Below are 25,720 nucleotides of genomic sequence, written 5' to 3'. Positions count from 1 at the left end.
TATAGCGCGGGAGCCATGGACCTGATTGCCACTACCGACGCCCTCGCCGCCGCCTGTGCACGCCTCGCCAAATTTCCGTTCGTTACCGTGGATACCGAGTTTCTGCGGGAAACGACGTATTATGCCAAGCTCTGCCTGATCCAGATGGCGAGCCCAGCGGAGGCTGTGCTCGTCGATCCGCTGGCGGAGGGCATGGACCTTGCCCCCTTCTACGCGCTGATGGCCGACACCAACGTAGTGAAGGTCTTCCACTCCGCGCGGCAGGACATTGAGATCATCTGGCAGGGCGGCGGCGTCATCCCCACCCCCCTGTTCGACACACAGGTTGCCGCCATGGTCTGCGGCTACGGCGACTCGGTGTCCTACGAGCAGCTCGTCAACGACCTCGCCAAGGCGCGCATCGACAAGTCCTCCCGCTTCACGGACTGGTCGCGCCGCCCGCTCAGCGAGCAGCAGCTCGCCTATGCCCTCTCCGACGTGACGCACCTGCGCACCGTCTATACCGCCCTGCGCGCGGACCTGGCCGAGAGCGGGCGCGAGCGCTGGCTCGACGAGGAGATGGCAGTGCTCACCGCGCCCTCCACCTACGACACCCGCCCCGAGGATGCGTGGCTGCGCCTCAAGGGCCGCATCAAGAAGCCGAGGGAAGCCCTCGTGCTGATGGAGGTCGCCGCCTGGCGCGAGCGCGAGGCGCGCAGCCGCAACGTGCCGCGCTCGCGCGTGATGAAGGACGACGCCCTCATCGACATCGCCGTGCATGCCCCAACGACGCCGGAAGCGCTCGGCGCGCTGCGCTCCATCCCCAACGGCTTCGAGCGCTCGCGCCCGGCCAGCGAGATTCTTGCGGCCGTCGCGCGCGGTCTGGCGCGTGACCCGAAGTCCATCAACCTCGGCGAGCGCAGCCGCAAGGCCGGTTCCAACGGCGCCACCATCGAGATGCTCAAGGTGCTGCTGAAGGCCGTGGCGGAGAACGAGCGGGTCGCGCCCAAGATCCTCGCCACGGTCGACGACCTCGAGGCCATCGCCCTCGACGACGAGGCGGATGTGCCGGCCCTCTCCGGCTGGCGGCGCCAGCTCTTCGGGGAGAAGGCGCTCGCCCTGAAGGCCGGCCGCCTGGCGCTCACCGTCGACCGCGGGCGCGTGCGCATTATCGAATACTGACAGGCCAGCCTGCGCGAGACAGCTCACATCGTGACGGCCGCCCCTTGTCGGCGGCCACCTTTTATCACGCGCGGACGGTACCGCGGCAGCCGAAACGCCGGCGACGGCACATGCAATTCTTCACACAACCATCTGAACTGGAACAGTTTTCCTGATCCATTCAGATTCTACTTCGCCGTCTGGATGACGGGCTCGCGCCCGACCAGGCGGGCGAGCTGCTTCATGCGGTTGAAGAGGCGGTCGCTCGCGAGGGCGGCGAGATCGGGCGGCAGCGTCAGCACCAGCTTGCTGCCCTGGCCGGCGATCTGCGCCCGCGGCAGCACACCCGGCATCGACGCCGAGACGAGATAGGCGACACGCATCGCGCCGCCGAGGATGCGCGCCCGGTCGATCATGCGCGTCGTCACCAGCTCGCGGATGCGCGGGCTGATGTCGTCCACCGACAGCCCGACATGGCGGAAGAAAACCGACAGGGCAAGGAAGGCGCGCCCTGGATGGTCGACGCCGACGAAGGCCGCATGGGCGATGATGTTGAGCCCCTGCTCGCCGCGATAGTCAGGATGCGCGCGCCAGCCGATGTCGGCAAGGAGGCACGCGGCATGACGCAGGCGGCGTTCTTCCGCGGTCTCGACCAGGTGGAGCGAGGCGACGAGCTTGTCGGTCCAGCCGATCAGCTCCTCACCGTGCCTCGGCGCGCGTGAGCGCAGCAGGTTGAGCTCGCGCGCCGCGGAGAGCAGCGGGTCGGTGCGCCGCTCCTCGTGGGAAAGCTTCTCGTAAAGCAGCCCCTCGCGCACGCCCTGGGCCGAGATGACGACTTTCTTCGGCTTGCCCTTGCGGATGATCTCCTCGAGTACAAGGGCCCCGTAGCCGAGCAGCGGCCGGCGGGCGGCCGACACGGCCTCGATCGATTCGAGCGTATCGGCATCGACGCGCTCGACGATCTTGGCGAAGTCCGTGACGTCCTTGGAGGAAATGGTGTAGCCGTGCATCACGTGCAGCGGATAGCCCTTCTGCGTCATGTGCAGGCGCGCCAGGGCACGCCAGGTGCCGCCGACGGCATAGAAAGTGCGCCCCTTCAGGTGTTCCAGCGGCTCCGCCTTGCGCAGCGCCTCGCGCACCACCTTGGCGGCCTTGCGGATGCTGCCACCGGTCGCGTCCTGCAGGGCAAGGCCGCCGAGCGGCAGCGAGACGCCCTTGCCCAGCTCGAAGCCGCGCACGTCGATCAGCTCGAGGCTGCCGCCCCCCATATCGCCCACGACGCCGTCGGGATCATGGAAGCCGGACATGACGCCGAGCGCAGAGAGCTGGGCCTCGCGCCCGCCCGAGATGACCTCAATGGGCTGGCCGATGGCCGCCTCCGCCCGGGCGATAAAGTCGGGCCCGTTCTCGGCATCGCGGGCTGCCGCGGTCGCGAGCACATGGATCGAGCCGACCCTCATGAGCCCGCACAGCACGCGGAAGCGCGCGAGTGCCCGCAACGCCTTCTCGACCGCGTCGTCGCGCAGCCGCCTCGTCGTGGTCACGCTGCGGCCGAGGCCGCAAAGCACCTTCTCGTTGAAGATCGGCGTCGGCGCACGCGTCAGACCCTCGTAGGCGACGAGGCGGACCGAGTTGGAACCGATATCGACGATCGCCACCGGCGCGCCGACATCGAGCCGGCCCGGGGCGCGCAGGTCAGACTGAGGATCCTTTGGCGAGGGTCCTGGGGCGCGAATCCTTGAGAGACTTTCCACGTCCAGACAGACTCGGGTTCGTCATGAAGTACTGATGAGCGTTGAAGGACTGCTCCCCCTTGCCCGGGATGATGCGCTTGCTCGTCCCATCGGGCAATACAGTCCAGCTCTGCTCGTTGTCCAGCAGATTGGCGAGCATGATCTGCTCGAGGATCTGCTCGTGGACCGTGGGGTTCGAGATCGGCAGCAGCACCTCCACCCGCCTGTCGAGGTTCCTCGGCATGAGGTCGGCCGAGGAGATGTAGAGATGCGCCTTCGCGTGCGGCAGCCCGTGCCCGTTGCCAAAGGCGTAGATGCGGCTGTGCTCGAGGAAGCGGCCGACGATGGACTTGACGCGGATGTTCTCCGACAGGCCCGGAATGCCCGGCCGCAGGCAGCAGATGCCGCGCACGATGAAGTCCACCTGCACGCCCGCCCGGCTCGCCTCATAGAGCGCATCGATGATGGTGGGATCGACGAGCGAGTTGCACTTGCCCCAGATCTGCGCGGGACGCCCCGCCCTGGCGTGGGCAATCTCCTCCTCGATGTGCTTGAGGAGACGTGATTTTAGCGTCACGGGCGAGACGGCCATGCGCTCAAGCTCCGCCGGCTCGGCATAGCCGGTGATGAAGTTGAAGATGCGCGCCACGTCCCGTGCGATCACGGGATCCGCCGTGAAGAACGACAGGTCGGTGTAGATGCGCGCCGTGATGGGGTGGTAGTTGCCGGTGCCCACATGGCAATAGGTGACAAGCTGCCCGCCCTCGCGGCGCACGACCGACGAAAGTTTGGCGTGGGTCTTGAGCTCGATGAAGCCGAAGACCACCTGCGCCCCGGCCCGCTCCAGGTCGCGCGCCCAGCGGATGTTAGCCTCCTCGTCGAACCGCGCCTTGAGCTCGACGAGCGCCGTTACGGACTTGCCGGCCTCGGCCGCCTCCGCCAGCGCCTTGACGATCGGCGAGTTCGACGAGGTGCGGTAGAGCGTCTGCTTGATGGCCACCACGTTCGGGTCACGCGCCGCCTGTTGCAGGAACTGCACCACGACGTCGAAGGACTCGTAGGGGTGGTGGACGACGATGTCCTTCTGGCGGATGGCGGCGAAGCAGTCGCCCCCGTGCTCGCGGATGCGCTCCGGGAAACGCGGATTGTAAGGCTTGAACTTGAGGTCCGGCCGGTCGAGCGCGACCAGCTGGCTGAGCTCGTTGAGCGCCAGCATGCCCTCGACCACGAAGATCTCGTCGCTCGTCACGTTGAGCTCGTCGGCGACGAAGCTGCGCAGCCCCTCGGGCATCGCGGCCTCGACCTCGAGGCGGATGACGCTGCCGCGCCGGCGCTGCTTGAGCGCCGATTCGAAGAGGCGCACCAGATCCTCCGCCTCTTCCTCGATTTCGAGATCGCTGTCGCGGATGACGCGGAAGCAGCCCTGCCCCTTTACCGTGTAGCCTGGAAAGAGCTTCGACGTGAACAGGACGATGAGCTGCTCGAGAGCGATGAAGCGCTGCGCCCCCGTCTCGGCGAAGTCCGGCAGGCGCACGAAGCGCTCCACCCGGTTCGGCACCCGGATCAGCGCATTGAGCGAGCGGTTGTCGCTCTGGCGGAAGAGCGCCAGCGCCACAGTGAAGCCCAGGTTGGAGATGAACGGGAACGGATGGGCGGGATCGATGGCAAGTGGCGTGAGCACCGGGAAGACGTGGTGCAGGAAGTAGTCATCGAGCCACTCGCGCTCGGCCTTCGTCAGCTGCGGGGCATCGACGAGGACGATGCCGTTCTCGAGCAGCTCATCCCTCAGCTCGCGCCAGCGGCGCTGCTGGTCGCTGGCGAGCTTGGAGACCTCGGCGCTGATGCGCGTGAGCTGCTCGGCCGGCGTCAGGCCGTCCTGCGACAGCGTCATGACACCGGAGCGCACCTGGCCGCGCAGGCCGGCGACACGCACCATGAAGAACTCGTCGAGATTATTGGCCGAGATGGACAGGAAGCGCAGCTGCTCCAGAAGCGGGTGGCGTTTGTTGGACGCTTCCTCCAGCACCCGGCGGTTGAACTGGAGCCAGGAAAGTTCCCGGTTGATGAAACGCTCGGGCGAGTGGCGCAACGCCTCGACGTCAACCGCCTCGGGCGTGGCGGCATTCTGGTCGATCTTCACCGCCTCGCCTTTCCCACCCACCGGCTTCATCGCCTCGAGGTTCACCGTCCTCTCCCTTGCAAAGTCACAGCCGCTTGTCCTGTCCTTGTGCGCCGATTCCAAGATGGACGCATGACAGGCGCAGCAGCGCCCCCGCCGCTTCCGGCGCCGCGCTCCAGCCTCCCATCGGTGCGGCCGGGATGCAACCGTCTCGCGGTCTCAGCCCTCGCCCTGGGCGAGCGTCTCCAGCACCTGGAGCGCGAGCGGGCGCGTGATGCGCCGGCCGCGACTCAGGGCCTCCCTGTCGAGCGTAGCGACAAGGCGCTGGGCGGCGGCGAGCGAACGCTCCATGCGCGGCAAGACGGCCTCGACCACGCTGGTGTCCACGACGAGCTGCCGGTCCACAAAGAGCTTGACAAGGACAGCCCGCAGCAGCGCCTCGTCCGGGGCGCCGATGTCAACCGCCGGCGACTGGCGCAAGCGCGACAGCAGATCCGGCGTGGCGAGCCCCCACACCTCCGGCACCGACCGGGCCGTCAGCAGGAGGCTGCGGCCACTGCTGCGCATCGCGTTGAGAAGGTGGAAGAAGGCGTGCTCGTCGAGCCCGCCCCGGTCGCAGTCCTCCACAACGAGTGCCGGCGCATCGGCAAGATCGGGCACAGCCGCGAGCGTCACCTCCGCTGCCGTGGCGGTCGTGGCGCGGGCGCGCTCGGCCCAGATGGCTGCAAGGTGCGTCTTGCCCGCCCCCTCCGGCCCGACGAGGCGCAGCACCGGATGCGGCCAGTCCGGCCAGCGCTCGATCATGGCATAGGCTGCCTCGTTGCAGGGGCTGACGAGGAAATCCTCGGCTCCGTAGCGTGGCGTCAGCGGCAGGTCGAGGGGTAGCTGTCGGGGCATGTCCATCACGGCGCGGCTCACGCGTCCGTCTCCGGCCTCGGAGGCGGCGGCATGCCTTCGTCATAGAGTGAGCTTGCCAGATACTGCCGCACCGCGAAGCGCGCCAGGACGCCAAGTGCCGCAGCGATTGGCACGGCCAGGAGAAGGCCGACGAAGCCGAACAGCGAGCCGAATGCAAAGAGCGCGAACATCAGCCAGACCGGGTGCAGCCCGACCGCATGGCCGACGAGCTTGGGCGAGAGGATGTTGCCCTCGAGGAACTGGCCGGCGAAGAAGATGGCGAGCGTCGCGCCGACCATGATGTAGTCGGGCCAGAACTGGACGATCGCCACGCCGACGGACAGCACAAGGCCGGTCAGCGAGCCGACGTAGGGAATGAAGCTGATGAGCCCAGCCGAGAAGCCGATCAGCGCCCCGAAGTTGAGGCCGACCAGCGTGAGCCCGGCGGCATAGAACGTGCCGAGAATGATGCACACCAGCGCCTGGCCGCGAATGAAGCCGGCGATCGCCCCATCCATCTCGCGGGCGAGCTGGCGGATGGTCGGCGCATGCCGGCGCGGCAGCCAACTGTCCAAGGTCGCGATCATCCGGTCCCAGTCGACGAGGAGATAGAAGGCGACAACAGGCGTGACAACGAGCAGCGCGAACACGTTGACGATGGCCTGCCCGCCCGACCACAGCGACTGCAGGAAGGTGCCGAGCCAGCGCGCGCCCTCCGACACGACGTTGCCGAGCGACTGCTGCACGTCCTGCAGCACCTCCGGGCCTCCCAGCTTCTCCAGGAGCGTGCCGCCCTGCTCGGCCGCCAGCTGCTGCAGGCGCGACACGGTCTCCGGCAGCTTGCCGATGAAGGCGGCGAGCTGGTTGACCACGATGGGGACGAGCAGGACGAGGGCAATGATGAAGATGAGAATGAAGATGCCGAGGATGACGAGCGTCGCCCACAGCCGGTTGAAGCCGAGCCGCTCCAGCCGGTCCGCCAGCGGATCGAGCAGATAGGCGAGCGCGAGGCCCGCCACGAAGGGCAGCAGCATGTCGCGCAGCACGTAGAGCCCGGCCACGAGAAGGACGAGCGCCACCAACCAGAAGACCACCTGCCGCTGCGCGATCATGACGATATCCCGCGCTGCCGGCGGCAGCGCCTGTTTTCTCTGCAGCCCGCCGGGCGCATTCACGTGGCCATATGCCGCAGCCACAGAGCGAGATAGGCGCCTGCCGACATAAGCGTCAAGAGCGCGACGGCCGCGAGCGCAAGATCGTGGACAATGGGGAGATCGAGCCCGAAGGCGCGTGCGCCCAGCACGAGGCCTGCAAAGCCGATTTGCGCCACGGTCGTCATCTTGCTGATGCACAGCGGCCTGATGGCGAGCGGCCGCGCCATCAGCCATGACAGGACGACCGCCATCAGGATCATGATGTCGCGGAAGATGACGAGGATCGCGAGCCAGGCCGGCAGGACGCCGGCGACGGCAAGGCCGGCATAGATCGAGACGAGCAGCGCCTTGTCGGCGAGCGGGTCGAGATAGGCGCCGAGCTCGCTCTTCATGCCGAAGCGCCGCGCGAGAAAGCCGTCCACCGCATCCGACACGCCGGCGATGGCGAAGAGCACGAAGGCCGCGAACCATTGCCCCGCGACGATCATGGCAATGACCACGGGCACGAGGATGAGGCGGGCGATCGTGATGAGGTTGGGCAGGGTCATGAAGGTCGCCACGTAAACGACGATGCACTCAATCTAGGCAGCATCACCGCTCCGGACGAGCCCGCGAAAACGCGCAGCCGTCGTGTCGGGTCTTGCACAGCGGCGCCCGGCATCGTACTGCCCCGCGTCAAGAGCGTGCGGCGCCGCCCCGGAGTCAGGTCACGATGCAGAAGCCCCCGAAGAACGGTCTCACCTATGCCCAGTCCGGCGTCGACATCGATGCCGGCAACGCCATGGTCGAGGCCATCAAGCCGCTGGTGCGTGCGACGCGACGCCCCGGCGCCGACACGGAGATCGGCGGCTTCGGCGGCCTGTTCGACCTGAAAGCGGCAGGCTTCACCGACCCCATCCTCGTCGCGGCCAATGACGGCGTCGGCACCAAGGTGAAGATCGCCATCGACACCGGCATCCACGACACGGTCGGCATCGACCTCGTCGCCATGTGCGTCAACGACCTCGTGGTGCAGGGCGCGGAGCCGCTCTTCTTCCTCGACTACTACGCCACCGGAAAGCTCGAGCCAGAGGCGGGCGTCGCCATCGTCAAGGGCATCGCCGAGGGCTGCCGCATCGCGGGCTGCGCTCTGATCGGCGGCGAGACGGCGGAGATGCCCGGCCTCTACGCAAAGGGCGACTATGACCTCGCCGGCTTCGCCGTCGGCGCCGCCGAGCGCGGCACGCTGCTGCCGCGGCCGGACATCGGCGCAGGCGACGTGGTGTTGGGCCTCGCCTCCTCCGGCGTGCATTCGAACGGCTTCTCGCTGGTGCGCAAGGTGGTCGAGACCGCGGGCCTCGGCTGGGAAGACGACGCCCCCTTCCAGCCGGGCACCCCCCTCGGCCCGGCGCTGCTGACGCCGACGCGCATCTACGTGCGCGCCATTCTCGCAGCGCTCAAGGCCGGTGCCGCTATCAAGGGCCTCGCCCACATCACGGGCGGCGGCTTTCCGGACAACATCCCGCGCGTCCTGCCCAGGGGGCTCGGCGTCAAGCTCAACCTTTCCGCAATCGCCGTCCCGCCGGTCTTTGGCTGGCTGGCGCGCACGGGCGGCATCGCCGAGGCAGAGATGCTGCGCACCTTCAACTGCGGCATCGGCATGGTCGTCATCGCCGCCGCGAAGGACGCCGACACGGTCGCCCGGCATCTCTCCGATGCCGGCGAGACGGTCTGCCGGCTCGGCGAGGTCGTCCCGGCGGCCGAGGGTGCCGAGCGGGTGACGACGAAGGGACATCTCGCGCTGTGACCACCTGCCCGATCCAGCCCCGGAAGCGCGTGGCCGTGCTCATCTCCGGCCGCGGCTCCAACATGACGGCGCTGATCGCCGCCGCCGCCGATCCCGCCTTTCCGGCGACGATTGCGCTCGTCGTGTCCAACCGGCCGGATGCAGCCGGACTCGCCGCTGCCGCCGAGGCGGGCATTGCCACTGCCGTCGTCGACCACAAGCCCTTTGGCAAGGATCGCGAGGCCTTCGAGCGCGTGTTGGACGAGACCCTGCGGGCAGCCGACATTGATATCGTCTGCCTCGCCGGCTTCATGCGCGTGCTGACGCCCTGGTTCGTGGAGCGCTGGACCGGGCGAATGCTCAACATCCACCCGTCCCTCCTGCCCGCATTCCGGGGCCTCGACACCCACGCCCGCGCGCTGGCTGAGGGCGTGCGGCTGCACGGCTGCACGGTGCATTTCGTAGTGCCGGAGCTCGACGCCGGCCCCGCCGTCATCCAGGCCGCGGTGCCGGTGATGCCGGACGACACGCCGGAGAGCCTCGCCGCGCGCGTGCTCACGCAGGAGCACCGCATCTATCCGGCCGCCCTCGCCCTCGTCGCCTCGGGCGCCGTCACCCTCGGCGCCGACGGTCGCATCGCCGGCCTGCCGCAGGCGCAGGCCGACGGCGCGGTGCTCGTCAACCCGCCGGTTGGCCGCTAGATCAGATCGGTCTTCTCAGCTTGCACGCGTCGAGCGCCTCCAGCGCCTTGGCACGGGCGCTGTCGTTGAAATAGCCGGTCTGGCGGAAGGCGTTGATCTCGTCCTTCGTCATCGCCGCGATCGTTCGGCGCGCATAGCAGCGGCACGGCTCGCGCAACGTCTCGCGCGGCGCTGCCATGAGCTTCGCCTGGGTGATGAGGCAGGCGTTGTAGGCCCGATCGCGAATCTGCGCCGGCGAGAGGTTGGCGGCCGTCGGGTCCGGCGGCGGCAGGGGCGCCGTCGTTCCGGAAGCAAGCGCCGGCAAGGCGGCGGCCATCATCGCCACGAACACGAATGCACCCGAAACAGTCGCAAGACGCACGATGCACCTCCTGGTCAAGACGTCATGCCGAGGCCTGCTCTGCTGGCCGCAGCCAGACGCGATTGTCGTGGAAGGCCGCGCCACCGTAGGGCGCCACCTGGTCGGCTCCGGTCAGCGTGTTGATGCCCTTGCCGTCGACGAAACTGGCATTGGGCCAGATTGATTCCGCGATCAGCACGCCCCGCCGCACCCCGTCATAGAGGCGCGCATGCAGCCGCACAATGCCGCGCTCGTTGCCGATGGCGACGAGCGCGCCGTCCTCGATGCCGTTCGCGGCCGCATCCTCGGAATGGATGAACAGCTCCGGCCGTCCTCCCTCCTTCTGGATCGAGGTGGGCGTCTCCGTGAAGGAGGAATTGAGGAAGTTGCGCGCCGGGCTGGTGGCGAGGCGGAAGGGATGGCGCTCGTCGGGCGTCTCGATCACCGTCCAGTGGTCCGGCAGCGCCGGCAGGCGGTCGTGCGGGCCAAAGAGGCCGCTGCGCGGCGCCGGCACCTTCGTCCAGTCCGGCTTGAAACGGAACTTGCCGTCCGGCCAGTTGAAGCCGTCGAGGAAGTGCGCGCACCGGAAGGGCGGCTGGATGTCGATCCACCGCTTCTCTTCCAGCTCGGCCAGGCTGCCACGGTTCGAGTGCCGCAGCGTCCAGTCGATCAGCTCGCGCGGGCTCATCCTGAAGCCCGGATGCTCGGCGCCGAGCCGCTCGGCCAGGGCCACGATCACCTCATGGTTGGAGCGGCACTCGCCCGGCGGCTCGACAAGCTTGGGGCCGAGGAGAATGTGCTGCTGGCCGCCGGCCTGGTAGAGATCGTCGTGCTCGAGGAACATCGTCGCCGGAAGCATGATGTCGGCCATCAGGGCCGTCTCGGTCATGAACTGCTCATGCACACACACGAACAGGTCCTCGCGGGCGAAGCCGCGCTTCACCAGCTCCTGCTCGGGAGCCACCGAGACGGGATTGGTGTTCTGGATGAGGAGTGCCTTCACCGGCCCGCCGTCGCGAAGCGCCTCGGGATCGCCCGTCAGCACGCGCCCGATCTGCGACTGGTCGAGCTGGCGCACCGAGCGGTCGAGAGCGTCCAGCCCCTCGATCATCGTCTTGCGCCAGCCATAGATGCCGCTGTTGCTGTGGAAGGCTCCCCCGCCCTCGTACTGCCAGGCGCCGAGCACCGCGGGCACCGAGAGCGCCGCGTGCATGTTGACCGCGCCGTTGCGCTGCCGTGCGAAGCCGTAACCGAGGCGGAAGAAGCTCCGCGGCCGCTCGCCAAGCAGGCGCGCGAAGGCCTCGATCTCCTCGACAGAAAGACCCGTGATGGTGGCGGCCCACTCGGGCGTGCGCGTCGACAGATGCGCCTCGAGCTCGTCAGGGCAATCGGTATATTGCGCAAGATACGCCCGGTCCGCGTAGCCGTCGCGGAAGAGCACGTGCATGACCGCACAAGCGAGCGCGCCGTCCGTGCCCGGCTTGACGAGCAGCGCCATGTCGGCCTGCTTCATCGTCGCGTTCATGTAGATGTCGATGGCGACGATCTTCGCCCCGCGCTCCTTGCGTGCGCGCAGGGCATGGGTCATCACGTTGACCTGGGTGTGCACCGCATTGGTGCCCCAAAGGACGACGCAATCGGACTTCGACATCTCGCGCGGATCGGCCCCGGCGAGCAGCCCCGTGCCGGCGATGTAGCCGGTCCAGGCGGAAGTCGTGCAGATGGTGGAGAACTGGCCGGAATACTTCTTGACGTGGCGCAGCCGGTTGATGCCGTCACGCATCACGAGGCCCATGGTTCCGGCATAGTAGTAGGGCCAGATGGCTTCCGGTCCGTATTCGGCCTCGATGGCCCGGAAGCGCTCCGCCACCGTGTCGAGCGCCTCGTCCCAGGAGATGCGGGCGAACTGGCCGGACCCCTTCGGGCCGGTGCGCTTGAGGGGATAGAGCAGCCGGTCCGGATGGTGGATGCGCTCGGCGTAGCGGGCGACCTTGGCGCAGATGACGCCAGCCGTGTAGCTGTTGTCGCGGGAACCGTGGATGCGGCCGATGGTCTTGTCGTCGATCACCTCCACGTCGAGCGCACAGGTGGAGGGACAGTCGTGCGGGCACGCGGAAAACCCGCGGGTGATCTTCGGCTGGACGGTCATCGTTCCACGGACGTTGCGTTACAGCCCGCGATCATGAGGGAGCCCCCCTGCTCTGTCGAGGGCATGCCCATAAAAAAGGCGAGCCCGGGCTCGCCTTTTCGTCATGACACAGGTCAGTGCCAATGCCGTGGGCATTCAGCCGACGATCTCGTTGCCCGAGAAGAACTGGGCGATCTCGACAGCCGCCGCCTCCGGGGAGTCGGAGCCATGCACCGAGTTCTCGCCGATGGACTTGGCGAAGAGCTTGCGGATGGTGCCCTCGGCCGCATCGGCCGGGTTCGTCGCGCCCATCACCTCGCGGTACTTGGCGATGGCGTTCTCACCCTCGAGCACCTGCACGACGACCGGCCCCGAGGTCATGAACTCGACCAGTTCGCCGAAGAAGGGACGGTCCTTGTGGACGGCGTAGAAGGTCTCGGCCTGCTCGCGCGTCATGCGGATGCGCTTCTGGGCGACGATGCGCAGACCCGCCTTCTCGATGACGGCGTTAATGGCGCCGGTCAGGTTACGGGCGGTCGCATCGGGCTTGATGATGGAAAAGGTACGCTCGAGGGCCATCGGTCGCTCGTCTCGCTTACGGGAGTTGAATTGAAGTGCGGGGCTTATAGCCGCCGATGCTGCAGGGCACAAGCCACACGGCGCTGCGTTTGCGCATTGTCCGGCAAGAGGCACGCTGGCCGAGAGAGCGGAGCGTCCGCTAAGCTCCCCTCTTCCAGGGAGGAGCTACGATGACAAACGCAACAGGACGCAGGACGGTTGCCCTCCTTGCCGGCCTCTGCCTCGCCGCCACCGGCGCCTCGGCGCAGGATGTCAGCGGCCAGTGGCTGACCCAGGGAGGCAAGGCGCGGGTCAACATCGCCAGCTGCGGCGCCAAGCTATGCGGCACCCTGGTCTGGCTGAGCGAGCCAAACGACGCAGATGGTCAACCCAAGCGCGACGTGCGCAATGCCGACACGGGCAAGCGCAACCGACCGCTCATCGGCGTGCCGATCCTGCTCGGCATGGAGCGCGACGGCCCGGGCCGCTGGAAGGGCGAGATCTACAACGCCGAGGATGGAAAGACTTACACCGCCTTCCTCACCCCCGTCAGTGCCGACGAGGTCAAGGTGGAAGGCTGCGTGATGGGTGGCCTCGTCTGCAAAGAGCAGCGCTGGACGCGGGCGCGCTGAGAGGGATTTCGGGGCGGCCCAAGCACCTTCCGGGCCCCGGCCGCGCCCATGATGTTGTCAGCGGGCGCGCTGGCCGAAGAGAATGGCCTGCGCCTCCTTGTCCTTTGCGAGGTCCACCTTGCCGCGATCCTCAGAGTTGACGGCGAGGCCCCGCTGCACGGCTGGACGGGCGAGCACCGTGTCGAGCCAGCGCTTCAAGTGCGGGAACTCGGTAATGTCCTGCCCCTGCCTGTCCCACAGCTTTACCCAGCCTACGCAGGCGATGTCAGCAATGGAGTATTCGCCGGCCAGGAACTCGCGATCGGCCAGGCGCTTGTTCATGACGCCGTAGAGACGGTTGGTCTCGTTGGTGTAGCGCTCGATGGCATAGGGAATCTTCTCCGGCGCATAGATGCGGAAATGGTGCGTCTGCCCGGCCATCGGCCCCAGGCCGGCCATCTGCCAGAACAGCCACTGCTCCACCTCGACGCGCTTGCGCTCGTCGGTGGGATAGAACTTGCCGGTCTTGCGGCCGAGATATTGCAGGATCGCGCCGGATTCGAAGACCGAGATGGGCTCGCCGTCCGGCCCCTCGGGATCGACGATGGCCGGCATCTTGTTGTTGGGCGAAATGGCGAGGAACTCCGGCTTGAACTGGTCCCCCTTGCCGATGTTCACGGGATGCACCGTGTAGGGCAGCCCGCATTCCTCGAGCATGATCGAGATCTTCCAGCCGTTCGGCGTCGGCCAGTAGTAGAGATCGATCGGCTTCTGCTGCGCGGTGGTCATCGGCCCCTTGCTCCTTTCGTGAACGAGCGTTCCATATTGTCTAGGCCGGCGATGCCCCGAGGCTCAAGTGCGTTGACGCACATCCGCGCCGGCACGCCCGTGCGGGCCCAGCCCTCGGCCCATGGCCCCTCGCAATCTATCGGTCCGGGCCCATTGAGGACTTGCATAAATTGCAGCTCTGGTGCGCAATCGGCAACGTGGCCGTTCTGGCGGCCATTTTACCTGTCCCCGTTTGTTTGCGATTTTTTTTCAGGAGATGATTGCCATGGCGACATTCGTCCGCCGCGCCCGGGCCTGCCTCGCCGCCGCCTGCCTCGCCCTGCCAGTCCTCGTCATAGCGGCCGCCCCCTCGCCCGCCGGCGCCACCGAGGCGAAGGAGACGACGCCGGCAACGAAGGCAAGACGTCCGCCCACGCCTGGCCAGCTCGCGGCGCGGGAGCGCATGAAGGCCTGCGGCGCAGAGTGGCGCGCGCTGAAGGAGGCCGGAAAGGCCGCCGGCCGCACGTGGCGGGAGTTCTCCAGCACCTGCATGAAGCAGGCGAAACGCTGACGGGCACCACCGCAGGATGGGCCGGCTGGCGATGCCGCCGGCAGACGCGCCTACAGGACCTTCTTGAAGCCCTCGTGGCTGCGCTCGTAGCCGAGCCGCTCGTAGAAGCGGTGGGCGTCGAGCCGCCGCTTGTTGGAGGTGAGCTGCACGATGCCGGCGCCGCGCGCCCGCGCCCGCCCCTCGGCGAAGGCAACCATCATGGCGCCGACGCCGCGCGAGCGCTGGTCGCTCCTCACCTGCACGGCCTCCAGCACGCAGCGCAGCGTACCGCGGTTGGTAATGGCCGGCACGAAGGTGAGCTGGAACGACCCGATGACCTCCGCGTCGCTCACGGTCACGTAGAGTTCGTTGTCGGGGCTGTCGGAAATGCGCCGCAGCGCCTCGCGATAGGCAGGCTCCGTCTCCGGCGTCCACACGTCGCCGTGGCCGCCGAGTTCGTCAGCAGCGTGCAGGCTCACGATCGCCTCGAGGTCGGCCTCCGAAGCCCGACGAATCAGGATCTCAGACACGCTTGCGTCTCCGCATTGAGGCGAGCGGCAACAGTCCTTCCGCTCCGCGCAAGAAGAAGGAACAGCCCCGGTTTCATACAAGAGGCTTTTCGAAGAAAAATTCGCTGGTGTTGGAGATGTCCCCGAGCTGGCGTGTCTCACCGGTCCGCCGGTAGCCGAGCCGCTCGTAGAGCCGGTGCGCGTTGGTGAAGCGTGTGTCGGACCAAAGCAGCATCCGCCCCGCACCGAGCATGGCCGCATGCGCCTCGACGTGCCGGACGAGCCGGCTGCCCAGGCCGCTGCCACGCAGGTCGGGACGCACATAGAGCCGGTGCAGCTCGGCCGTTCCCTCCGCCGGGAAATCGACGCCGATGCAGGCACCGACGCGCCCGGCGCTGTCCTCGACCACCCAGAGGGCCCCGCCCCGGTCGGCAAAGCTCCGGGCCGGGTGGACGAGGTCCGGCAGGTCGCCGTGCGGATCGACGAAACAGCCCGGATACTCGGCAAAGCACAGCGAGAGGAGCCCGAAAAGATCCTGTGCGTCTGCATCACGGGCCGGCCGCAACACAAGGCCGCCACGAAGCGCCGAAAGGCCCCGTCCCTCGTAGACGACCGCATTGTTGCAACCGCCGCAACTGCTGCGCTGGGGGGGCGCCACCATGCCCCGCTTTTCGTAGAAGCGGCAGGCCCTTGTGTTCTTTTCCTCAACCTCCAGCCGAATGACGGAGGCCTCGGGGAAGGCCCTCGCGGCCGCGCCGAAGAGCGCTCGACCGATGCCCTTGCCCTGCGCCTCCGGCGTGACATAGAGCCGGTCGAGCCAGACGATGCCGTCGCCACGCTCCGTCACGCTCACGGTGCCGACGAGCGTCCCCTCCACCTCCGCGACGAGGAAGGCACGACCGGGCTGTCCGAGCTCATCCGCCAGACGGTCGGGCGCATGCCAGGCGTGGTTCAGCGAGGCGACGCGATCGGCGCCGAGAATGGAATTGTAGGTGTCGTGCCACGTCCGCGCCAAGAGCGCGCAGACGGCCGAGATGTCGTCACGGCAGGCAGGACGGATCAGGATCACTCGGCAATCCCAAGCTTGCTCTTGAGAATGTCGTTCACGGCCTGGGGGTTGGCCTTGCCGCCGGTGGCGCGCATCACCTGGCCGACGAACCAGCCGAGCATGGTGGGTTTGGCCTTCACCTGTTCCACCTTGTCGGGATTGGCCGCGATGACCGAGTCGACCGCCGCCTCGATGGCGCCAGTATCGGTCACCTGCTTCATGCCGCGCTCCTCGACGATACGGCGCGGGTCACCCCCCTCGCTCCACACGATCTCGAAGAGATCCTTGGCGATCTTGCCCGAGATGACACCCTCGCCGAGGAGGTCCACGATGGCGCCGAGCTGCTCGGCCGAGACGGGCGAGCGCGTGATGTCCAGCCCCTCCTTGTTGAGGCGACCGAAAAGCTCGTTGATCACCCAATTGGCGGCCGTCTTGCCGTCGCGCCCCCTGGCCACCGCCTCGAAGAAATCGGCCGTCTCGCGCTCGGCCACGAGCACGCCCGCGTCATAGGCGGACAGGCCGTACTCCTTCATGAAACGGGCCTTCTTCTCGTCCGGCAGTTCCGGCAGGTGCCTGGCGAGCTCGTCGACATAGGCCTGATCGAAGGTCAGCGGCAGCAGGTCCGGATCGGGGAAATAGCGGTAGTCATGCGCCTCCTCCTTGGAGCGCATGGACCGCGTCTCGCCCTTGTTCGCGTCGAACAGGCGCGTCTCCTGGTCGATGGTGCCGCCATCCTCGAGGATCGCGATCTGCCGGCGCGCCTCGTAGTCGATGGCCTGGCCGATGAAGCGGATGGAGTTGACGTTCTTGATCTCGCAGCGCGTGCCAAAGGGCTCACCCGGCCGGCGCACGGAGACATTGACGTCAGCCCGGAGCGAGCCCTTCTCCATGTCGCCGTCGCAGGTGCCGAGATAGCGCAGGATGGTCCTGAGCTTCGTCATGAAGGCCTTGGCCTCCTCTGACGAGCGCAGGTCCGGCTTGGTCACGATCTCCATCAGCGCCACGCCCGAGCGGTTGAGATCAACGTAGCTCATGCTCGGGTGCTGGTCGTGCAGCGATTTGCCGGCATCCTGTTCGAGGTGCAGGCGCTCGATGCCGACGCTAATCTGCTCGCCATCGGGCATGTCCACCAGAACCTCGCCCTCACCCACGATGGGGCTCTTGTACTGGCTGATCTGGTAGCCCTGCGGCAGGTCCGGATAGAAGTAGTTCTTGCGGTCGAAGACGGAGGTCAGGTTGATCTGCGCCTTGAGGCCGAGGCCGGTGCGGATCGCCTGCTTGACGCATTCCTCATTGATGACCGGCAGCATGCCCGGCATCGCCGCGTCGACGAGCGAGACGTGATCGTTGGGCTCGCCGCCGAACTCGGTCGACGCACCAGAGAACAGCTTGGACCGCGACGTCACCTGGGCGTGGATCTCCATGCCGATGATGACTTCCCAGTCGCCGGTGGCGCCCTTGATCAGCTTCTTCGCATCTACCGGTCGCGCATGCGCGTTCATCGCGTCGTAAACCTCGTCCTGAATTCCAGCTCTTCGCTTGACCCGCCGCAGCCGCCACGTCAAGTGGCGATGCCTGATCGGGTCCCCGGCTCTCGCGGCGACACGGCCGCAGGAAGCAGATGAAGAGACCCCGGGACGGTTTCGCCATCCCGGGGCGGACTCATTGCCGGAGCTTCTCGTCCTCGTAGGCGATGACCCAAGCCATCATCGCGCGCCACACGGCCTCGGCGAGATCGGGCGGAGCCCCGAGTGACTCGGCCTTGCGGCGCACGTTGCTGGCCACCTCCTCCACCCGGTCATGCAGCAGGGCCGGGATGCCCGCAGCGCGCTTGACGGCGATGACACGCTCGACCACCGCCATCCGCTTGGCTATCAGCGCCACGATCTCGGCGTCGATGGCATCGATCTCTGCCCTGAGCGGAGCAAGTACCTCCGCGGCCCGCGCCTCGACAGCCGTCCTGCTCACGCCCACCAAGCCTCCGGAAGGACCATGCGACCGGCCGCATCCTCGATCACCTGGCCGGCAGCAAAAAGCGTCTCCTCGTCGAAGGGCCGGCCGATGAGCTGCAGCCCGAGCGGCAGGCCCTGGGAGTCGAGCCCGGCGGGCACGGCGATGCCCGGCAGGCCGGCCATGTTCACCGTCACGGTGAAGACGTCGTTGAGATACATCTCCACCGGCGAGGCGTTGGCCTTCTCGCCCAGCCCAAAGGCGGAAGAAGGCGTGGCCGGCGCGAGGATGGCGTCGACGCCACTCGCATAGACGTGCTCGAAGTCGCGCTTGATCAGCGTGCGCACCTTCTGCGCGCGCAGGTAATAGGCGTCATAGTAGCCGGCCGAGAGCACGTAGGTGCCGATCATGATGCGGCGCTTGACCTCGCGGCCAAAGCCGGCGGCGCGGGTCTTCTCGTACATCTCGACGATGTCCTTGCCCGGCACGCGCAGGCCGTAGCGCACGCCGTCGTAGCGGGCGAGGTTCGACGAGGCTTCCGCCGGCGCAACGATGTAATAGGCCGGCAGTGCGTATTTCGTGTGCGGCAGCGACACCTCGACGATTTCGGCGCCGGCCGCCTTCAGCCACTCGGCGCCCTTCTGCCACAGGGCCTCGATCTCGGCCGGCATGCCGTCGAGGCGATATTCCTTCGGAATGCCGATCTTGAGGCCCTTCACGCCACGCGTCACGGCAGCCTCGTAGTCCGGCACCGGCAGGTCGACCGAGGTCGTGTCCTTCGGGTCATGCCCTGCCATCGAGCGCAGCAGGATGGCGCTGTCGCGCACGGTTCTGGCGATGGGGCCGGCCTGGTCGAGCGACGAGGCGAAGGCGACGATGCCCCAGCGCGAGCAGCGCCCGTAGGTCGGCTTGATGCCAACCGTGCCCGTGAAGGCCGCCGGCTGGCGGATGGAGCCGCCGGTATCCGTCGCTGTGGCGCCGAGGCACAGGCGCGCCGCCACGGCCGCCGCCGAGCCGCCTGAGGAGCCGCCGGGCACGAGCTTGGCGTCCGATCCCTTGCGGCGCCAGGGGTTCACCACCGGGCCAAAGACCGAGGTCTCGTTGGACGAGCCCATGGCGAACTCGTCGTTGTTGAGCTTGCCGAGCATCACCGCGCCGTCGCGCCAGAGCTGGCTCGTCACCGTCGATTCGTAGGGCGGGCGGAAGTCGTCGAGGATGGCGCTGCAGGCCGTCGTGCGCACGCCCTCGGTGGCGAAAAGATCCTTCACGCCGAGCGGGATACCCTCGAGGGGCCGGGCCTCCCCGGCAGCGATGCGCTTGTCGCTCTCGGCCGCCATGGCGAGCGCCCTCTCGGGCGTCTCCAGCACATAGGCGTTGAGGGCCCTGGCCTTCTCCATGGCCTCGAGATGGGCCCGGGTCAGCTCGGTGGCGGAAAAGCGCCTGGCCTTGAGCCCCTCGCGCGCCTCGGCGAGGGAAAGATCGGTGAGATCGGTCACGTTGTCGCTCTCTCGTCGTCGCGGCCGCACGGCGGCCACACGCTCAACATTCGGCTGCGGCCTATTCGACCACCTTCGGCACCACGAAGAAGTTGTCCTCGCTCATGGGCGCGTTGGCCACGATCTTCTCCGGATAGCCGCCGTCAGTCACGGCATCCTGCCGCTTCTTCATGACCATCGGCATCACCGAGGTCATCGGCTCCACGCCCTCCACGTCGACCTCGCGCAGCTGCTCGACGAAATCGAGGATGGCGTTGAGCTCGCCCTGCAGATGAGGCACCTCCTCGTCGGTAACGGCGATGCGTGCGAGGTGCGCAATGCGGCGCACGGTCTTCTCGTCGACGGACATGGAACCGAACCTGGATGGATTACGGGAGGGCGGTGCAGAACACCGCCGTTGCGCCGGGCTATAGCACCCTGCCCTTCGCCCCGGCAACCCGCCGGACCGCGGCCTCAGGGCCTCGCAAACATCTCCGCGAAGTCCGACCAGCCGGCGGCGTGGAGACGCGCCACCAGGGCACCCACGCCAAGGACCGCGATGACGGCGATGGCGAGGCTCGTCCAGTCGCGCCGTCCGAAATAGGGTGGCCGCCGCCGCGGCTCGAGACGGGTGACGTTGTCATCCCGCTTCTCCCTGTCGCTCGGCACCTCCACCGTCCCGGATGGCGCGGGGGCCTTTGGGGGCACAGGAGCCGGCCCGGCGGACGGAGCCTCGACCGGGCCAGACACGGCCACGGACGACCCGGGTTTTGCGGGCTCCTGCGCGGGCGCCTCGGCCATCGGCAGCTTGGGGCTCGACAGCTCGGACCTGGGCGGTTCCGGCGGACGCGCAGACGCGTCTGGCTGCAGAAGACTGCGCGGCAGCCTCACCACCGCCTCTGCCGGAATGGGCTCCGGACCGCTCGTCTCACGATCATCCGGCATCGCTTCCCAGCCTCTCCATCGCTGCGCCGGCCCCCAACCATGGCGGGCAGCGCGACCGCGCTGCCACCATAGCCGAATGCAGCACCAGCCGGAACTCTTACACCTCTACCGGAACGTTGCGCTCGGGCACAATGACGCGCGTCTCGTGGCCCTGCATCGCCGCGACGAACTTGTCCGCCGTTTGCTCGATGATGGGGAACGAGCCGTAGTGGCAGGGAATGACGGCGTCGAGCTTGAAAAACCGGCGCACGGCGAGCGCCGCTGTCACCGGCGACATAGTGAAGCGGTCTCCGATCGGCACCATGGCGATCTTGGGTTCGTGGATCTCGGCTATGAGCTGCATGTCGCCGAAGATATCGGTATCGCCCATGTGATAGACGACGGGGCCCCCCTCCGGCTTCACGATGATGCCGTTGGGATTGCCGAGGGGCACGCTGGCACCGGCCTCTCCCATGCCCGCGGAATGGTCCGCGCGCACCAGGGTGACAGTGAAGCCTGGCTGCTGCGTGGTGCCACCGGTGTTCATCGGATCGAACTTCTCAAGCCCCTGTGAGGCGAGCCACATGCACAGGTCGTAGTTGGTCACGACCGTCGCACCCGTGCGCTTGGCGATCTCGAGCGTGTCGCCCACGTGGTCGCCATGGCCGTGCGTGATGAGGATGTGTGACACGCCGGCAATAGCCTCGTCGATCTTGCCGGTGAAAGCGGGATTGCCCGTGAAGAAGGGATCGATGAGCACGGCCTTGCCGCCGAAATCGAGGCGAAAGGCCGAGTGCCCGAACCAGGTGATCTTCATTGTCTGCTCCCTTGCCGTTCTTCCCGTCCTGCGGGGGCGCCGGCAGAGCATGCGCCTCCCGGCCCGGTTGTGAAGGACAACCAGGCACCGGACGGGAGAATCCGATGCGATATCCAGCAGCCTATGATGTCGCCATCTTCATTGCGACGCCAGCGCGGGCGCGGACACGTCGGCCTGATGACCTTGGGTCCGTGCCGTGCTACCAGAACGATAATGAGCACCCTCATCGTTTCCCTGGCCGACCTCGACGCCCTGCCCGTCGGGAAACGCCTCATCGGCATCGACCTCGGCACCAAGACGATCGGCCTTGCGCTTTCCGATGTCAGCCGCAGCATCGCCTCGCCGCTGGAGACCATCAGGCGCACCAAGTTCTCAGCGGATGTGAAGAGGCTCGCGGAACTCGCCGCCAGGCACGGCGTCGGCGGCCTTGTCGTCGGCCTGCCACTGAACATGGACGGCTCCGAGGGCCCGCGCGCCCAGGCAACGCGCGCCTTCGTCCGCAATCTCGCCACGCATCTTCCCCTGCCCGTCGCCTTCTGGGACGAACGGCTGACGACGGCAGCCGTCACCCGCACCCTGCTCGAGGCCGATGCCTCGCGGGCCCGCCGCTCCGATCTCGTGGACAAGATGGCAGCCAGCTACATCCTGCAAGGCGCACTCGACCGCCTGGCGACGGCCCGGCGCGCCGCGGCGCTGGACCGCGACAGCGACGCGTAAACCTTCTTGCATCTGCAGCAATCGCCCGGCCCGATGCATGAAAGACGAGCCGACACAGATAATACACTATAGCTTTGAAAAAATGACCGTGGTAAGTATGTGTTTATTCATTGCAGATAATTTTTCACAGCATTTTTTCCGGCCACAGAGGCATATGATCAGCCACTTCAAACGTGACGGGGACAGAGCGCCCGTTCAGCCCGGTGGCCGGCGTCGCCCGCAGCGTTCTTCCTTCGCCAAACACACGCCGGGAACCTCCCTCGATCAACCGCTTGAAGACGAGCGCCACGAGCTCTTGAGCTATGTGGCGCAGCTCAGCGGTGAGCTGGCCACGATGGCAAGCTCAGCCCGATTCGATGCCCTCGCCTATTTTCTCGAAATGGCACGAATCGAAGCACTCGGGGTGTTGAGTCGCCTGGAACCGCAGGACTGAGCGACTGTCAGGCGAGCGAAACGGCATTGCCGCCATGACGCACGAGCTTGCCGGCAAGCTCGAGCTCAAACAGCACGAGCTGTATCGACTGGATTGGCAGCCCGGAGGCTCGCACCAGGTCGTCCACCGAAACGGGCGCGGCGCCCAGCAACCCGACAATGCGGCTCATATCGTCCGTGACCGTCTCTCCGGCGTCGAACGACGCCGCGCAGATGCCGACAGCCTGCCAATCTTCTGTTCCCGCGATCTCCGCCTGAACCGATCCGGCCGCGTTGCCTTCCAACGCATCAAGATCCAGATCTTCCCACAGCGGCTCCTCGACGGCCCGCTCGCGCACGGCGTCCATCAGCCCCGGGGGAGCCGATGGCGGCCGGGAGACGAGCGGGGCGAGCCCGCGCACGACATCCTCGGCGCTCGCGCACAATGTCGCCCCGTCACGGATGAGGTCGTTGGTGCCCTCGGCCCGCAGATCAAGCGGCGAGCCGGGAACGGCGAACACCTCCCGCCCCTGCTCCAACGCGAAGCGCGCAGTGATGAGCGAGCCGGAACGTCGCGCCGCCTCCACCACGACCACGCCGAGCGACAGGCCGGAGACGATGCGGTTGCGGCGCGGAAAGTCCCGGCCCCGCGGCTCCCAGCCCATCGGCATTTCCGACACAACGATGCCGCGCGCGGCGATCTCCTCAAGCAAGGGCGCGTTTTCGGCCGGGTAGAGCCGGTCATGCCCACCGGCGAGGACGGCGACCGTGCCGGTGGCGAGGCTCGCACTGTGCGCGCTCGTGTCGATGCCCCGGGCGAGCCCGGACACGACCACGAAGCCCGCCTCGCCCAGCTCGCGCGCGAGGCGCTGGGTGAACTTGAGCCCCGCGGCGGAGGCATTGCGGGAGCCCACGATGGACACCATCGGCCGGGCAAACAGCGTCGCATCGCCGCGCAGGCCGAGGAGTGGCGGCGCCGCATCGATGGCCCGCAGGAGAGGCGGATAATCCGGTTCGGCTGGCACGACGAAGCGCACGCCGAGACGCGACGCCTGCGCCATCTCGCGCTCGGCGTCGGCGCGCGACGCCACGCGAATGGGGCGACCGAGGCGACGGCCCAGCTCAGGCAATGCCTCGAGAGCGGCGGCCGCGCTGCCGTAGCGGCCGATGAGCGTGCGGAACGTGCGCGGTCCGATGCCCTCGCTGCGCGACAATTGCAGCCAGTCGAGGCGTTGCTCGTCGTCGAGGCGCAAACCGCTCATGCCCATCTCCGCGAGGCCGCAGCGGCACGCCAGACGGCCCAGCGGATGAGAGTGCCCGGCAGCGGCGCAGGATGCAAGCGATGGTTGCATCACTGGAGCGATGCAGCGGTCAGCCCTTCTGGCCGATCTTGCCCTCGGTGCCCTTGAGAAGGCGGGTAATGTTGGCGCGGTGCGCCCACCACAGCAGCACCACGAGAATGATGGACAGCTCGCCCATCTGCCGCTCGCCGACGACGAAGAATGCGGCCACCGTCGCCACGCTCGCCACGAGAGCGGACAGAGACGAGTAGCGGGTCAGAAAGGCGGTCGCCAGCCATACGATCGCGAAGACGAGCGCCACGAGCGGCTTCAGGCCGAGCGCGCAGCCGAGGAAGGTCGCCACCCCCTTGCCGCCGCGAAAGCGCAGCCAGACCGGATAGAGATGGCCGAGGAAGGCGCCGAGCGCGGCCAGCAGCGCCGTGTTCGGCCCCCATTGCGCGGCCACCGCCACGGCCACGGTGCCTTTCAGCATGTCGCCAAGCAGCGTCGCCGCAGCGAGGCCCTTGCGCCCCGTGCGCAGTACGTTGGTCGCACCGATGTTGCCGGAGCCGATGCTGCGCAGGTCCCCGGCCCCGGTGAGGCGCGTGAGAAGCACGCCGAACGGGATCGACCCCAGCAGATAGCCGAAGACGAGCGCAGCCAGAAAATAGGGCCAGGCGAGCGACCAGTTCATCGCTTCGGGCATGGAAGAGCCTCGGTTGTGGTTCGATCGAAGCCGATGTTGCACGCGGCCGGCGGACACGAAAAGGCCGCCGACCCCTTCGCGAACATCAGGAGGCGAGCGAGATGTCGTGGACCTTGCGCCCGGCAACGAAAGTCTTCAGCACGCGCCCCTCGAGCCTCGCCTCGTCGAAGGGCGTGTTCTTGGAGCGCGAGTGCAGGTTCGCCTTGTCGAGCACGTAGGGCTCATCCGGATCAAGCAGGATGAGATCGGCTGGGGCGCCGACGGCCAGACGACCGGCAGGCAGGCCGAGCAGCGCGGCGGGCCTGCTCGCCATGGCGGCGAAGAGGCCCGCAAGGCTGATGTGGCCGGCGTGGACCAGCCTCAATCCAGCCGACAGCATGGTCTCGAGGCCGACCGCCCCGTCCGCCGCCTCTGCAAAGGGCAGCCGCTTCGTCTCCACGTCCTGCGGGTTGTGGTCGGAGACGACGACGTCGATCACACCACGCGCCAGCGCGTCGACCACGGCCAGCCTGTCCTCCTCCGAGCGCAGCGGCGGCGAGAGCTTGAGAAAGGTGCGGTAGTCGCCGATGTCGGTCTCGTTGAGGGTGAGATTGTTGATCGAGACGCCGCAGGTGACCGGCAGCCCCTCGGCCTTGGCCCGTTCAATGAGGGCCACCGAGGTCGCGCAGGACACCATGGCGGCGTGGTAGCGCGCGCCCGTCAGTCGCACGAGCCTGAGGTCCCGCTCCAGCATGATGATCTCGGCCTCGCGCGGCACGCCCGGCAGGCCGAGGCGGGTGGCGAGCTCGCCCTCGTTCATCACACCGCTGCCGACGAGGTCGGGATCCTCCGTGTGGTGCAGGATGAGGGCGCCGAAATCGCGCGCATAGGTGAGCGCCCGGCGCATAACCTGGGCGTTGGTTACGGAGCGGGCGCCGTCCGTGAAGGCCACGGCCCCCGCCTCCATGAGGAGGCCGAACTCCGTCATCTCCCGGCCTTCGAGCCCCTTCGTCAGGGCCGCCGCCGGGTGGATGTTGACGATGGCCGTGTCGCGGGCGCGGCGCAGCAGGAAATCGACGATCGACGGCTCGTCCACCACGGGGTCCGTGTCGGGCATGCAGACCACGGTGGTGACGCCACCCGCTGCCGCCGCCTCGCTCGCCGTCTTCAGCGTCTCGCGATGCTCCGCCCCCGGCTCGCCAACAAAGGCGCGCATGTCGACGAGGCCAGGCGCCAGCACGAGGCCACCGCAGTCGACGACCTCGGCCTCGGCCGGCCCTGGCCGGACGGGCTCGTCCCAAGCGATGTCGGCGATCGCGCCGTTCTGAACGAGCATCGCCCCCGGCGCCTCGCGTCCGCTCGCCGGATCGACGAGGCGCGCGTTGGTGAAGACGAGGGGCCGGGCCTCGCTGGTGGTGGGGCTATTCATCGTTCCTGGCC

Annotated in this window: 27 protein-coding genes; 7 read left to right on the top strand and 20 right to left on the bottom strand. The window is 67.6% G+C overall.

The features are described 5' to 3' along the window. Positions 1-15 precede the first annotated feature (15 nt). The gene (gene rnd, locus HNQ73_RS01860; RefSeq protein ID WP_183331659.1) at positions 16-1,161 is read left to right on the top strand and encodes a ribonuclease D; all 1,146 of its coding nucleotides are present in this window, start codon (positions 16-18) and stop codon (positions 1,159-1,161) included. A gap of 167 nt (positions 1,162-1,328) precedes the next feature. On the opposite strand, the gene ppx is transcribed toward rnd, so the two are convergent. From ppx to HNQ73_RS01835, 5 genes are all read right to left on the bottom strand, one after another. Further along, positions 1,329-2,798: an exopolyphosphatase gene (ppx, locus tag HNQ73_RS01855; RefSeq protein ID WP_306415742.1), complete on the bottom strand. Its 1,470-nt coding sequence runs from the start codon at positions 2,796-2,798 to the stop codon at positions 1,329-1,331. A gap of 37 nt (positions 2,799-2,835) precedes the next feature. After that, positions 2,836-5,043 (bottom strand): RNA degradosome polyphosphate kinase, encoded by a 2,208-nt coding sequence (locus HNQ73_RS01850; protein WP_210304917.1) that lies wholly within the window; start codon positions 5,041-5,043, stop codon positions 2,836-2,838. 168 nt (positions 5,044-5,211) lie between these two features. Continuing rightward, positions 5,212-5,898, bottom strand: a complete 687-nt coding sequence (locus tag HNQ73_RS01845; protein WP_183332198.1) for a P-loop NTPase family protein — start codon at positions 5,896-5,898, stop codon at positions 5,212-5,214. An 8-nt stretch (positions 5,899-5,906) separates the two neighbouring features. Further along, a complete protein-coding gene (locus tag HNQ73_RS01840) occupies positions 5,907-7,001 on the bottom strand; it encodes an AI-2E family transporter (protein ID WP_183331655.1) in 1,095 nt (364 codons plus the stop codon). Between the two features lie 59 nt (positions 7,002-7,060). Beyond that, positions 7,061-7,591: a CDP-alcohol phosphatidyltransferase family protein gene (locus HNQ73_RS01835; RefSeq protein ID WP_183331653.1), complete on the bottom strand. Its 531-nt coding sequence runs from the start codon at positions 7,589-7,591 to the stop codon at positions 7,061-7,063. Positions 7,592-7,755: 164 nt separating this feature from the next. Between HNQ73_RS01835 and purM the strand changes: the two genes are divergently transcribed. Continuing rightward, positions 7,756-8,829, top strand: coding sequence for a phosphoribosylformylglycinamidine cyclo-ligase (gene purM / locus HNQ73_RS01830; RefSeq protein ID WP_183331651.1), 1,074 nt, complete (start codon positions 7,756-7,758; stop codon positions 8,827-8,829). Continuing rightward, a complete protein-coding gene (gene purN, locus HNQ73_RS01825) occupies positions 8,826-9,509 on the top strand; it encodes a phosphoribosylglycinamide formyltransferase (RefSeq protein WP_276513659.1) in 684 nt (227 codons plus the stop codon). Before purM ends, purN begins: the two co-directional genes overlap by 4 nt. Before the next feature lies 1 nt (position 9,510). Here purN and HNQ73_RS01820 read toward each other — a convergent pair whose 3' ends face one another. The 3 genes from HNQ73_RS01820 to ndk form a co-directional block, all read right to left on the bottom strand. Continuing rightward, a complete protein-coding gene (locus tag HNQ73_RS01820; RefSeq protein WP_244649799.1) occupies positions 9,511-9,870 on the bottom strand; it encodes a hypothetical protein in 360 nt (119 codons plus the stop codon). 22 nt (positions 9,871-9,892) lie between these two features. Beyond that, the gene (locus HNQ73_RS01815) at positions 9,893-11,998 is read right to left on the bottom strand and encodes a molybdopterin-containing oxidoreductase family protein (RefSeq protein ID WP_183331649.1); all 2,106 of its coding nucleotides are present in this window, start codon (positions 11,996-11,998) and stop codon (positions 9,893-9,895) included. Between the two features lie 135 nt (positions 11,999-12,133). Beyond that, positions 12,134-12,556, bottom strand: coding sequence for a nucleoside-diphosphate kinase (gene ndk, locus HNQ73_RS01810; protein ID WP_183331648.1), 423 nt, complete (start codon positions 12,554-12,556; stop codon positions 12,134-12,136). A 170-nt stretch (positions 12,557-12,726) separates the two neighbouring features. On the opposite strand from ndk, the gene HNQ73_RS01805 reads away from it, so the two are divergent. After that, positions 12,727-13,167 (top strand): DUF2147 domain-containing protein, encoded by a 441-nt coding sequence (locus HNQ73_RS01805; protein WP_183331646.1) that lies wholly within the window; start codon positions 12,727-12,729, stop codon positions 13,165-13,167. Between the two features lie 57 nt (positions 13,168-13,224). Here the strand turns inward: HNQ73_RS01805 and HNQ73_RS01800 are convergent, their stop codons facing one another. Further along, on the bottom strand, positions 13,225-13,935 hold the full coding sequence (locus tag HNQ73_RS01800; protein ID WP_183331644.1) for a glutathione S-transferase N-terminal domain-containing protein: 711 nt from the start codon (positions 13,933-13,935) through the stop codon (positions 13,225-13,227). A 265-nt stretch (positions 13,936-14,200) separates the two neighbouring features. Here HNQ73_RS01800 and HNQ73_RS01795 point away from each other — a divergent pair, with 265 nt between their 5' ends. Continuing rightward, positions 14,201-14,485 (top strand): hypothetical protein, encoded by a 285-nt coding sequence (locus HNQ73_RS01795; protein ID WP_183331642.1) that lies wholly within the window; start codon positions 14,201-14,203, stop codon positions 14,483-14,485. 50 nt (positions 14,486-14,535) lie between these two features. Here HNQ73_RS01795 and HNQ73_RS01790 read toward each other — a convergent pair whose 3' ends face one another. From HNQ73_RS01790 to HNQ73_RS01755, 8 genes are all read right to left on the bottom strand, one after another. Then, the gene (locus tag HNQ73_RS01790) at positions 14,536-14,994 is read right to left on the bottom strand and encodes a GNAT family N-acetyltransferase (protein WP_183331640.1); all 459 of its coding nucleotides are present in this window, start codon (positions 14,992-14,994) and stop codon (positions 14,536-14,538) included. A gap of 73 nt (positions 14,995-15,067) precedes the next feature. Then, the gene (locus tag HNQ73_RS01785) at positions 15,068-16,042 is read right to left on the bottom strand and encodes a GNAT family N-acetyltransferase (RefSeq protein WP_183331638.1); all 975 of its coding nucleotides are present in this window, start codon (positions 16,040-16,042) and stop codon (positions 15,068-15,070) included. After that, entirely contained in the window at positions 16,039-17,523 is a 1,485-nt protein-coding gene (gatB, locus tag HNQ73_RS01780; RefSeq protein ID WP_183331636.1) for an Asp-tRNA(Asn)/Glu-tRNA(Gln) amidotransferase subunit GatB, read from the bottom strand. Before gatB ends, HNQ73_RS01785 begins: the two co-directional genes overlap by 4 nt. Before the next feature lie 160 nt (positions 17,524-17,683). Then, positions 17,684-17,989 (bottom strand): chorismate mutase, encoded by a 306-nt coding sequence (locus HNQ73_RS01775; protein WP_244649801.1) that lies wholly within the window; start codon positions 17,987-17,989, stop codon positions 17,684-17,686. Further along, positions 17,986-19,467, bottom strand: coding sequence for an Asp-tRNA(Asn)/Glu-tRNA(Gln) amidotransferase subunit GatA (gene gatA, locus HNQ73_RS01770; RefSeq protein ID WP_183331633.1), 1,482 nt, complete (start codon positions 19,465-19,467; stop codon positions 17,986-17,988). The genes HNQ73_RS01775 and gatA overlap by 4 nt, the downstream gene beginning before the upstream one ends. A gap of 61 nt (positions 19,468-19,528) precedes the next feature. Beyond that, positions 19,529-19,816 carry an Asp-tRNA(Asn)/Glu-tRNA(Gln) amidotransferase subunit GatC gene (gene gatC / locus HNQ73_RS01765; RefSeq protein WP_183331631.1) on the bottom strand — a complete coding sequence of 96 codons (288 nt, stop codon included), beginning with the start codon at positions 19,814-19,816 and terminating at the stop codon, positions 19,529-19,531. A 104-nt stretch (positions 19,817-19,920) separates the two neighbouring features. Then, positions 19,921-20,115, bottom strand: coding sequence for a hypothetical protein (locus HNQ73_RS01760; protein ID WP_183331629.1), 195 nt, complete (start codon positions 20,113-20,115; stop codon positions 19,921-19,923). 373 nt (positions 20,116-20,488) lie between these two features. Further along, positions 20,489-21,187: a metal-dependent hydrolase gene (locus HNQ73_RS01755; RefSeq protein ID WP_183331627.1), complete on the bottom strand. Its 699-nt coding sequence runs from the start codon at positions 21,185-21,187 to the stop codon at positions 20,489-20,491. A 213-nt stretch (positions 21,188-21,400) separates the two neighbouring features. On the opposite strand from HNQ73_RS01755, the gene ruvX reads away from it, so the two are divergent. Together ruvX and HNQ73_RS01745 are read left to right on the top strand one after the other, a co-directional pair. Next, positions 21,401-21,904 carry a Holliday junction resolvase RuvX gene (gene ruvX, locus HNQ73_RS01750; protein WP_183331626.1) on the top strand — a complete coding sequence of 168 codons (504 nt, stop codon included), beginning with the start codon at positions 21,401-21,403 and terminating at the stop codon, positions 21,902-21,904. A 37-nt stretch (positions 21,905-21,941) separates the two neighbouring features. Next, the gene (locus HNQ73_RS01745; protein ID WP_183331624.1) at positions 21,942-22,337 is read left to right on the top strand and encodes a hypothetical protein; all 396 of its coding nucleotides are present in this window, start codon (positions 21,942-21,944) and stop codon (positions 22,335-22,337) included. A gap of 7 nt (positions 22,338-22,344) precedes the next feature. Here the strand turns inward: HNQ73_RS01745 and dprA are convergent, their stop codons facing one another. From dprA to HNQ73_RS01730, 3 genes are all read right to left on the bottom strand, one after another. Beyond that, positions 22,345-23,583: a DNA-processing protein DprA gene (gene dprA, locus HNQ73_RS01740; RefSeq protein ID WP_183331622.1), complete on the bottom strand. Its 1,239-nt coding sequence runs from the start codon at positions 23,581-23,583 to the stop codon at positions 22,345-22,347. A 103-nt stretch (positions 23,584-23,686) separates the two neighbouring features. Continuing rightward, positions 23,687-24,301 carry a glycerol-3-phosphate 1-O-acyltransferase PlsY gene (gene plsY, locus HNQ73_RS01735; RefSeq protein ID WP_183331620.1) on the bottom strand — a complete coding sequence of 205 codons (615 nt, stop codon included), beginning with the start codon at positions 24,299-24,301 and terminating at the stop codon, positions 23,687-23,689. A gap of 85 nt (positions 24,302-24,386) precedes the next feature. Further along, a complete protein-coding gene (locus HNQ73_RS01730; protein ID WP_183331618.1) occupies positions 24,387-25,709 on the bottom strand; it encodes a dihydroorotase in 1,323 nt (440 codons plus the stop codon). Positions 25,710-25,720: the final 11 nt, after the last annotated feature.

The organism is Chelatococcus composti (assembly GCF_014201415.1).
GTDB lineage: Bacteria > Pseudomonadota > Alphaproteobacteria > Rhizobiales > Beijerinckiaceae > Chelatococcus_A > Chelatococcus_A composti.
The sequence above is the reverse complement of the archived record's forward strand: the minus strand, read 5'-3'. Positions and strand labels throughout refer to the sequence as shown.

Coding starts and splice junctions, on each gene's coding strand:
- HNQ73_RS01755 (WP_183331627.1), bottom strand. CDS start 21,187: ATGAAGATCACCTGGTTCGGGCACTCGGCCTTTCGCCTCGATTTCGGC.
- HNQ73_RS01795 (WP_183331642.1), top strand. CDS start 14,201: ATGGCGACATTCGTCCGCCGCGCCCGGGCCTGCCTCGCCGCCGCCTGC.
- HNQ73_RS01840 (WP_183331655.1), bottom strand. CDS start 7,001: ATGATCGCGCAGCGGCAGGTGGTCTTCTGGTTGGTGGCGCTCGTCCTT.
- dprA (WP_183331622.1), bottom strand. CDS start 23,583: ATGGGCATGAGCGGTTTGCGCCTCGACGACGAGCAACGCCTCGACTGG.
- HNQ73_RS01730 (WP_183331618.1), bottom strand. CDS start 25,709: ATGAATAGCCCCACCACCAGCGAGGCCCGGCCCCTCGTCTTCACCAAC.
- HNQ73_RS01815 (WP_183331649.1), bottom strand. CDS start 11,998: ATGACCGTCCAGCCGAAGATCACCCGCGGGTTTTCCGCGTGCCCGCAC.
- ndk (WP_183331648.1), bottom strand. CDS start 12,556: ATGGCCCTCGAGCGTACCTTTTCCATCATCAAGCCCGATGCGACCGCC.
- ruvX (WP_183331626.1), top strand. CDS start 21,401: ATGAGCACCCTCATCGTTTCCCTGGCCGACCTCGACGCCCTGCCCGTC.
- rnd (WP_183331659.1), top strand. CDS start 16: ATGGACCTGATTGCCACTACCGACGCCCTCGCCGCCGCCTGTGCACGC.
- plsY (WP_183331620.1), bottom strand. CDS start 24,301: ATGCCCGAAGCGATGAACTGGTCGCTCGCCTGGCCCTATTTTCTGGCT.
- gatB (WP_183331636.1), bottom strand. CDS start 17,523: ATGAACGCGCATGCGCGACCGGTAGATGCGAAGAAGCTGATCAAGGGC.
- HNQ73_RS01745 (WP_183331624.1), top strand. CDS start 21,942: ATGAAAGACGAGCCGACACAGATAATACACTATAGCTTTGAAAAAATG.
- HNQ73_RS01805 (WP_183331646.1), top strand. CDS start 12,727: ATGACAAACGCAACAGGACGCAGGACGGTTGCCCTCCTTGCCGGCCTC.
- HNQ73_RS01800 (WP_183331644.1), bottom strand. CDS start 13,935: ATGACCACCGCGCAGCAGAAGCCGATCGATCTCTACTACTGGCCGACG.
- HNQ73_RS01835 (WP_183331653.1), bottom strand. CDS start 7,591: ATGACCCTGCCCAACCTCATCACGATCGCCCGCCTCATCCTCGTGCCC.
- gatC (WP_183331631.1), bottom strand. CDS start 19,816: ATGTCCGTCGACGAGAAGACCGTGCGCCGCATTGCGCACCTCGCACGC.
- HNQ73_RS01850 (WP_210304917.1), bottom strand. CDS start 5,043: ATGAAGCCGGTGGGTGGGAAAGGCGAGGCGGTGAAGATCGACCAGAAT.
- purM (WP_183331651.1), top strand. CDS start 7,756: ATGCAGAAGCCCCCGAAGAACGGTCTCACCTATGCCCAGTCCGGCGTC.